Here is a 7,861-nt window from a genome sequence, read left to right on the forward strand (position 1 = left end):
GGTCGACGTGGGGGGTGCGTGCCTTGCGCGGGGTCCGGGACGGCTTCATTCGGTCTTCACTCAGAAGTAGAGCGTGATTTTCGTGATGAAGAAGTCCGACAGGCACACGGACACGGACGTGATGGCCACGGTCTGCGTGGTGGCGCGGCCGACGCCCTCCGTGCCGCCCTCCACCGCGAGCCCCTTGAAGCAGCCCACCAGGCCGATGATGAGCCCGAACACCGCGCCCTTGATGACGCCGGAGACGAAGTCGCCCATCAGCACCGCGTCCATCGCGCCCTGGAAGAACTGGTCCAGGGAGATGCCGTACTGGGAGCGCACGACGAGCGCGCCGCCAATCAGGCCCACCACGTCCGAGAACACGGTGAGCACGGGCATGACGATGAGGCACGCGAACACGCGCGGCACCACGAGCTTGCGCAAGGGGTCCGCGCCGAGCGCGCGGATGGCGTCCACCTGCTCCGTCACGGTCATGGAGCCCAGCTCCGCGGCGATGCCGGACCCGATGCGCGCGCCCACGGTGAGGGCGGTGAGCACGGGGGCGAGCTCCCGAAAGAGCGTGAGGATGACGACGCGGCCCACGGTGTACTGCACGCCGAAGCGGGCGAGGAAGTAGCCGAACTGCAGGGAGATGACGAGCCCGGCGAAGGTGGCGGTGAGCAGCGCGATGGGCATCGAGCGCACGCCCAGGGACTCGGTCTGGTAGATGAGCCCGGCCACGTCATACGGGGGGCGCACGGCGCGGCTGAACACCTGGCCGGTCATCACGGACAGGGCGCCCAGCGACTCCATCCGCTCCGTGAGGCGCTCCTTGAGGGTGGGCCCGGAGGCGGCGTGGGGTTCGGGCCTCACGGCAGGCGCTCCGCGTGGAAGCCGGAGACGAGGCTCTCGAAGTCGGCCATGCGCGCTTCGGCGGTGCCCACGGGGGCGACGTAGCTGAAGTCGAAGACGCAGTTGTCCTTCTTGACGACGACGAGCTCCAGCGACACGGGGACGCCGTCGAGCTTCGCGACGTAGCGGCTGCGCAGGGCCTCGCGGCCGTCGAGCGTGAAGGTGCGCTGGCCCAGGTCCTGCCGTTCGGTGAAGCCCATGAGCAGGTGCTTCGTGAGGACGGGCAGGGGCGGGTCGTCGTGGTCCTTGCAGGTGGAGTTGGTGGCGAGCACCCGGCCGGTGTCACCGCGCTCCACGAAGGCGAGGTCGTTGTCCTCGAAGCCGGTGCGCTGCCAGACGTCGTTGGACAGGGGGCCGACGCGGTACTTCACGTCGGACTTCTGGAGCACCGAGTCCTCGAACGTCGCGCGGTGGCACCCCGCGAGCAGGGTGGACAAGGCGAGCGTCAGCAGCATCCGCGACATGGCACCATTTCGTTCGTCCCGAGGGCTTCCGGTGGGACGGCGCACGTCATGGTGCAGGCCTGGGGCGTCCGCAAGAACTTCGTCGGAGCAAACGTCGACTACCGCGCCTCACGCCGCCAGCGAGCGCCCGGCGTCTCGGAAGGACTCCGGGCAGGGCGCGCACGTGTTCGTGGGAGCACGAAGCAGACACGACGGCGTGGACGCGTATTCCAGGAGGTTTGGAAGCGCCGCTCTCCCGCCGTGTCCCCGGTCGGACGCGGCGGGCGCGCCCCTGGGGGGAGTGCATCCGGGGGTGGAGAGGACGCATGTTCAGCCGGGAGTCCGAGGGGATTCTCACGAGGAGGATTCGATGGACGGCGGACTGGCGATATTTGGATTCGGGCTGTTCCTGCTATCGATTGCCAACCTGTTCGCGCGCACGTCGTACTGGCTGGCGTGGCCGCTGCTGATCATCTCGATGGTGACGATGGGGATGGCGTTCAGCGAGTCGAAGCGCCTGCGGAACGTGTCGCTGGGCGCCGCGGGGGTGCTGGGGGTGCTGGGCATCATCGCGCTGGCGACGGGCGCGCCGTGGTGGCTGACGCTGGCGGTGTTCCTGTTCGCGGTGGCGTTCGGGATGCTGTGGGCGGAGTTCCGCTTCACGTACTTCGGCCATGTGACACAGCAGGAGCTTCCGCACCGGGCGAAGCGCGGGCCGGTGCACTGGCCCTGGCAGCGGCGGCGCGTGCCCTAGGCAGAAGGCGCGTCGGTGTTCACCTGTCCTGCGCGGACGGTGAGCCACAGGGAGTCACTGGCGGCGGCGGCCCGGACGAGCCCCGCGTCGGTGGTGGTGAGGAAGACCTGCGCGCCGCTCTGGGCGAGGTAGCCCATGAGGTAGGCATTGCGCTCCGGATCCAGCTCGCTGGAGACGTCATCCAGGAGGAGCAGGGGGAGGAAGCCCATGGCGGCTTCCAGGTTCTCGATTTCGGCGATCTTCCAGCCCAGCACCAGGGCGCGCTGCTGCCCCTGGCTCGCGTAGGCGCGGGCGCTGCGGCCGCCGAGCGTCACGGAGACGTCGTCCACATGCGGGCCCACGGAGGTGAAGCCGCGGTCCAGGTCGCGGCGGAGGCGGCCCGCGAGCGCTTCGCGCAGGGCGGCGGCGAGCGCGGCCTCGTCCGCCTGGGCGAAGTCCGCGCCGAGGTGCGCGGGGTGGTAGCCGTACACGGCGGGGTCGGCGGTGCGGCCGATGGAGGCGAACGTGGCCTGGGCGCGCGGGGCGAGCTCCGCCATCAGGGAGCGACGGCGGGCGTAGAGGCGGGCGCCCGCGCGGGCGAGCGTCTCGTCGTAGGCGTCGAGGTACGCGGCGTCGACGGTGGCGCCGTCGCGGAGCAGGCGGTTGCGGTTCTTGAGGGCGCGGGCGTACTCGCGGCTTTCCCTGAGGAAGGCGGGGAAGCGGTTGAACACGGCGCGGTCGAGGAAGGCCCGGCGCGCGTCGGGGCCGCCCTTGATGACCTCGAGGTCGTCGGGGGTGAAGGCGACGACGGAGACACCGCCGAAGTAGTCCTCCAGGCTGGACGCCTTCTTGCCGTCCACGAGGGCCTGGCGGGTGCCGCCGCCGACCTCGACGGAGATCTCGCGCTCGGCTCCCTTCAGGAGGAAGCGGCCGGTGACGCGGGCGGCCTGCGAGCCCCAGCGGACGAGCTCGGAGAGCCGGCCCGCGCGCAGGGGCTTCAGGGTGGCGAGGAAGTAGAGCGCCTCCAGGAGGTTGGTCTTCCCCTGCCCGTTCTGGCCCACGGCGATGGTCGCGTGGATGCTGGGCGCGAGCTGCACCTTCGGGAGGTTGCGGAAGTCCTGGACCTGGAGGGAGAGGAGGCGCACAGCGTCACCGGGAGGGGGGCCCTTCGTACTACAGATGCGGCGGGCAGCCAGTGCCGTGATGCGGTGCGCTCCGCTGGTTGGGGGGCACGGGTGGAGGCAGGCCGGGGGTTCACTCCTTCCGGAGGAGCGCGATCGTCTTCAGGGCGTTCCAGAGTCCGAAGAACGCTTTTCCTGCCTCGACCTCGATCTCCACGTCCTCGGCATTTCGACGCTGGAGCCTGAGCCGGCTCAGGGACAACTTGTTGCCAGCACCGGATGCGAATGCGGCCTGGATGTGCGCCGTGTCGGTCGTGGCGTTCTCCAGCTCACTCCACGGCACGCTCAGGAGTCCGGCTTCCCGTCCCAGCACGATGCGCTCCGTGGTGACGAGTGCCCAATGGTCAGGGCCTTCGAAGTGCGCGATGACGGGCAGCTCATCCGCCTTCAGTACCGCACGCTCCAGCAGGTGCGCTCGTGCATCCATCGGGAGATTGTCGAAGGCACGTGTCCGCAGCCCCTCTCCTCCCGTCTGGGTGAAGACGCGGAGGAGTCGTCGGAGTCTGGCTTCAGCACTGAGTCCCGTCATCGCGTCAGATCCTTGACCAGCTCGATCGTATCCCTGTTGATGCGCCGAAGCATGTTGCGTTCGAGGCAGCAGGGCCAGCGTCGTGCCATCGAGCCTGTTTCTGGCAATGACAACAGCCCCAGCACCGCGATCCAACGTCCCCTCATGGACATCCCTGTCTTCCGTCACGGCTTTCGCCCAGCGTCGGAAGACAGGGACTACCAGAGGGGTCTGACCTGCCCGGCGCGAGCGCGCGAAGCGCGCGTTCAGGGTGAAGGACAGTACGTGCAGTAGAAGTAGTCCTGGTGCACGTAGTAGGGCGATTCCTGTCCCCAGCAGACAGGGATGCAATCCGGCCCCGTCTCGCAGCCGCCCACCTGCCCATCCTCCCTCATGGGGAATGAATCGAAATAGCTGCTTCGCTGGGGACGATAGAGCTGCACGCAGCTCTGCGCCTTCACGTCCTGGTCGGAGGGCTGGCCTTGCGGCTCGGCTTCCGTCCCCGGACCACAGGCCAACAACATCCCAGCGGCTCCACAAACCAAGACATGCCATGCATTCTTCATGGGTGCTCCTTGGAAAAGGGAAACAGCTACAGCCTACCCTTTCCCAACTGGTACACGAAACCCGTCCGGGTGAAGAGGTAGAGCACCTCGTCACTGTCGTGCTTCACCACGAAGATGCGCGCGCCCAGGAGCGCTTCGTTCGTGAGCCCGGCCGGCCGGGGCAATGGCATCCATTGCAGCAGCCCCACCTGTCCGTCCGCTCGCCTTCCTCGCGCTGTCGCCGCGTACACGTCCGTCTCCGTCAGCGCCACCGGCCAGCCCGCGAGCGAGGCGTAGTCCACCACGCGCCCTTCGTCCGGCAGCGGCTTCGTCAGCGGCAATCCCTCTGGCAAGCGCAGCACCACGCCGTCCCGCAGGCCCACCCTTCCGTAGCCCACGCCCCCTCCTTCGCGGCTCCACACCTTCACCGGCTCCGCGTCTCCCAGGGGCAGCGGCGTCAGGCTCCAGCGCCCCTCCTTCGACTGCGCGTATTCGAAGAGGCCCCGGCCCGTGGCCACCCAGCCTCGCACCCGCTGCGGCGTCGCTCCCGTCAGGCTCACGGTCCGGTCCCTCGCCAGTGAGCGCACCGGGAAGCCTGGATCCGGCGTCAGGCGCGGCAACACTCCGGGGAGCTGTCCCGGCTCGGTCGTCGGGGAGATGCCTTCCAGGTAGTAGAGCTGATCATTCGCGGCGATCACCAGCGAGCCTCCTTCCGCCGTCGCGCCCTGTCCCAGGAAGGGCCCCGACGTCGGCACGCCGCTGGGCGCCAGCAATTGCGGCCCGTACGTGCTCCCCAATGACACGTCCGACGTCGCGCCCTCCGCGTTCACCTTCGCCACCTGCCCCGACTCCAACACCAACCATCCCGTCGAGCCCTCCACCAATCCACCCAGCGCGGGCTGCTCCACCACGCCCCCATCCGCCTCCGACGACGACGCCGTCACTGACAGCCCCACGCGCGCGGGCAGCCTCGAGTCCGGCACCTCCAGCGACAGATAGTCTCGCGTCAACGCCAGCAGCCCGTTGCCCAGCGGCGCCACGCTCAGCGGCACCCGGTCCAGGTACAGCGGTCGCAACGTGGACAGCGTGCGGCCCCGCCACACCTGCCCGTGCTCCCCGCCCAGCAGCGCACCCGCACCTGGTGAATCATCCACCGCTCCGGCTCGCGCCAACCGCGTGCCCGTGGTCCCGTCCGAGGACAGCTCGGAGAAATCCACCGGCGCTTCCAGGGGCTGCGTGAGACAGGCATCGCTCGGGTTCACCACCGAGCTTCCCACCACGCGCGCGAACGTGCGGCGGCCCGCCTGCGCGGACTCGCACAACACCTCCACCCCCAGCGCCCCGTCCGACACCGGCGTGAACGCCACCAACCGCCCGCCCCCGCATGGCGTGCAGTCCGCCCAGGCCCTCTCCAACCTCGGCTCGCCTCCACTGCGCCGCAGCACCCAGGTGCCCAGCACATGCCGGCCCTCCAGCGGCCTCCGCAACGCCCAGACCTCCGCCGTCTCGCTGTGACGCAGCGACCACACCGGCGCGCGCTCCGCCGTCGCCGGGCTCGGCGTTCCTCCCGCGGAGATGGGGTCCTCCGGGTTGAGCACCCTCCAGGTGTCCTTGCCGCCCGGCACGCTCGCGGGGGCTCGCCAGAAGAAGTACTCCGGCGTCACCACCACGGGCAGCGCGTCGGGCCCTGTTCCGGCGTCCTTCGTGAGCACCGACGCCGGCACGGGCCTCACGTCCAGGTAGGGCAGCAACGCGCCCGGCGGACACGGCGGCAGGGGCGTGGCGCCACACACCTCCACGCCTGCGTCCGGCAGGGCTCGCAATGCCCCCGGATAGAGCGTGTACGTGCCCGTGTCCGGCGCCACCTCGCCCGCGCCCAGCGTGTCGAGCAGCACCGCCAGCAGGCCCCGCTCCAACCGCCCTGGCGCCGCGCGCAACCCCCGCACTCCCGTGGTCACGACCGTGGGATCCACCGTGAGCACCGCGACCTGTGGACGCGTGTCGTCCAGCCGCCCCAGCCGCAGCGCGTTCTCTCCGCTCACCGCGCCCCGTTGCGAGACGACCGCCACACGGCTCCCCGTGAACGCCAGTTGCCCGGGGGTCAGCGCCGCGGGCTCCACCGTCAGGGACCGGACCACGCGCCCGTTCGACAGGAAGGCGCCACCGTCCGCGAAGCCCACCACCACCTGGCCTCCGCGCGTGTCGGCCGCCACCAGCCTTGCATCGCCCTCCAGCAGCACCGGGTAGCGACGCGAAGCCTCGAAGGTCGGCTCGCTCGCCTGGGTCACCGACTCCTCCGTGGCCTCGTGACAGCGATTGTCGATGCCGCAGCGCCACGCGGGCGGACAGGCCGTGTCGCGCACGTCCTCGGACTGCGTGAGGTCACAGGGGAACGCATTGCCTTCGTCCACCTTCACGCCGCCCGAACAGGCCGCCGCTGCCGCCCAGACACTGGCGACGCCCAGCATGGCCATGAGGAACCGGCGTGCGCTCGCGCCCTTACCTCCGGCCCGCGAGCCCTCGCCCCCTGGGTGTTTCAGGGAGCGCGCGTCTCCACCGCTGCCCCGCACTCCGTCGCCGCTCGGCCCACCCATGCGTCGCGCGCTCATGGGAACACCCCCGCGAAGCCCAGCCCCCGGTGCGATGGCACCAGGGCCACACGGGGTCCGCCCTCCGGCGGCGGCATCAGGTACAGCCCCGCGCCCACCAGCAGCGCTCCGGCCGCCATCACGCCCAACGCCAGGGTCTTGTCATTGCCCAGCTTGCGGTCCTGGGCCTGGTAGTACGACAGCGGCCGCAGGTTCTGCCCCGCGCACGCGGAATCCCCTCCCGGGCACAGCTCGTCGTTGAGCACCTTCTGCCGCGACAGCGCGATGAGCCCGTACACGCCTCCGCCCAGGAGCGCCGCGCCGCCTCCCGTCAGCAGCGAGTACGGCAGCACGCGCGAGGCCGGCGGCGGCAGCGGCGCTCCACTCGCCTCCGCCACCGCCCAGGGCACGAGCTGCCTCAGCGTCTGCGGATCCTTCGCCAGCCGCGTGCTGCGCCCCACCGGCTGCCCCTTCACCGTGTCGATGACCTGGAGCGACAGCTCATACGTCGCGCCCAGCTTCGACAGCGCGCCCGTCAGCACGTAGCGCGCGCCCAGCACGTCGCCCAGGTCCGTGGCGCAGGAAGACGGGTTCGTGTCACACGCGCCCAGCAGCTGCCGCTGCCGCTCCGTGCCCAGCACCGTCTGCAGGTCCTTGCGCGACAGCACCTGGAACAGCCCGCGCTCGGTGAGCGTCTGCACCACCGCGTCGGTGAGCGCCGCCGCCTGCTCGGGCTCCGCGCCCTGCGGCGTCAGGTCCGAGACCAGCAGCCTCGGCTTCTCCCCCTCCTTCAGCGGCGCGGCCTGGAGCTTCGCGCCTCCGGGCGGCGGTGCCACCTCCACCGCTGCCTCACCGCCCGCCGCGAAGGCCCCCAACGCCCACAACACCCCGACGACTCCCACTGTCCTGTGCAACGCACCCTCCCGGGCGCCGCCCACACAGGGCGCGGGCACCAGGGACGCAATCTAGCGG

The 7,861-nt window shown here is 70.5% G+C and carries 8 protein-coding genes; 1 reads left to right on the forward strand and 7 read right to left on the reverse strand.

Features of this window, described 5'->3' with window-relative positions:
• Positions 1-60: 60 nt before the first annotated feature.
• Positions 61-852 (reverse strand): MlaE family ABC transporter permease, encoded by a 792-nt coding sequence (locus tag D7V93_RS31995; RefSeq protein WP_120646990.1) that lies wholly within the window; start codon positions 850-852, stop codon positions 61-63.
• Positions 849-1,355 (reverse strand): hypothetical protein, encoded by a 507-nt coding sequence (locus D7V93_RS32000; RefSeq protein WP_120646991.1) that lies wholly within the window; start codon positions 1,353-1,355, stop codon positions 849-851. The genes D7V93_RS31995 and D7V93_RS32000 overlap by 4 nt, the downstream gene beginning before the upstream one ends.
• 349 nt (positions 1,356-1,704) lie before the next feature.
• On the opposite strand from D7V93_RS32000, the gene D7V93_RS32005 reads away from it, so the two are divergent.
• Complete coding sequence (locus D7V93_RS32005; RefSeq protein WP_120646992.1) at positions 1,705-2,088, forward strand: hypothetical protein; 384 nt, start codon at positions 1,705-1,707, stop codon at positions 2,086-2,088.
• Here D7V93_RS32005 and recF read toward each other — a convergent pair.
• The 5 genes from recF to D7V93_RS32030 all read right to left on the reverse strand — a co-directional run bounded on the left by recF (position 2,085) and on the right by D7V93_RS32030 (position 7,776).
• On the reverse strand, positions 2,085-3,212 hold the full coding sequence (gene recF, locus D7V93_RS32010) for a DNA replication/repair protein RecF (protein WP_120646993.1): 1,128 nt from the start codon (positions 3,210-3,212) through the stop codon (positions 2,085-2,087). The two genes, D7V93_RS32005 and recF, sit on opposite strands and share 4 nt — an antisense overlap.
• A gap of 109 nt (positions 3,213-3,321) precedes the next feature.
• Positions 3,322-3,945: a hypothetical protein gene (locus tag D7V93_RS44610; protein ID WP_147451446.1), complete on the reverse strand. Its 624-nt coding sequence runs from the start codon at positions 3,943-3,945 to the stop codon at positions 3,322-3,324.
• Positions 3,946-4,022: 77 nt separating this feature from the next.
• Positions 4,023-4,280 (reverse strand): hypothetical protein, encoded by a 258-nt coding sequence (locus tag D7V93_RS32020; protein WP_120646995.1) that lies wholly within the window; start codon positions 4,278-4,280, stop codon positions 4,023-4,025.
• 68 nt (positions 4,281-4,348) lie between these two features.
• Positions 4,349-6,910 (reverse strand): hypothetical protein, encoded by a 2,562-nt coding sequence (locus D7V93_RS32025; RefSeq protein ID WP_147451447.1) that lies wholly within the window; start codon positions 6,908-6,910, stop codon positions 4,349-4,351.
• On the reverse strand, positions 6,907-7,776 hold the full coding sequence (locus tag D7V93_RS32030; RefSeq protein WP_158623909.1) for a CsgG/HfaB family protein: 870 nt from the start codon (positions 7,774-7,776) through the stop codon (positions 6,907-6,909). Before D7V93_RS32030 ends, D7V93_RS32025 begins: the two co-directional genes overlap by 4 nt.
• Between the last annotated feature and the right edge of the window lie 85 nt (positions 7,777-7,861).

The organism is Corallococcus llansteffanensis (genome assembly GCF_003612055.1).
Taxonomy (GTDB): Bacteria; Myxococcota; Myxococcia; order Myxococcales; family Myxococcaceae; genus Corallococcus; species Corallococcus llansteffanensis.

What these genes read in the sequence shown, in the direction of transcription:
- D7V93_RS32000 (WP_120646991.1), bottom strand. Translation starts at nt 1,355, where the DNA reads ATGTCGCGGATGCTGCTGACGCTCGCCTTGTCCACCCTGCTCGCGGGG.
- D7V93_RS32005 (WP_120646992.1), top strand. Translation starts at nt 1,705, where the DNA reads ATGGACGGCGGACTGGCGATATTTGGATTCGGGCTGTTCCTGCTATCG.
- D7V93_RS32020 (WP_120646995.1), bottom strand. Translation starts at nt 4,280, where the DNA reads ATGTTGTTGGCCTGTGGTCCGGGGACGGAAGCCGAGCCGCAAGGCCAG.
- D7V93_RS32025 (WP_147451447.1), bottom strand. Translation starts at nt 6,910, where the DNA reads ATGAGCGCGCGACGCATGGGTGGGCCGAGCGGCGACGGAGTGCGGGGC.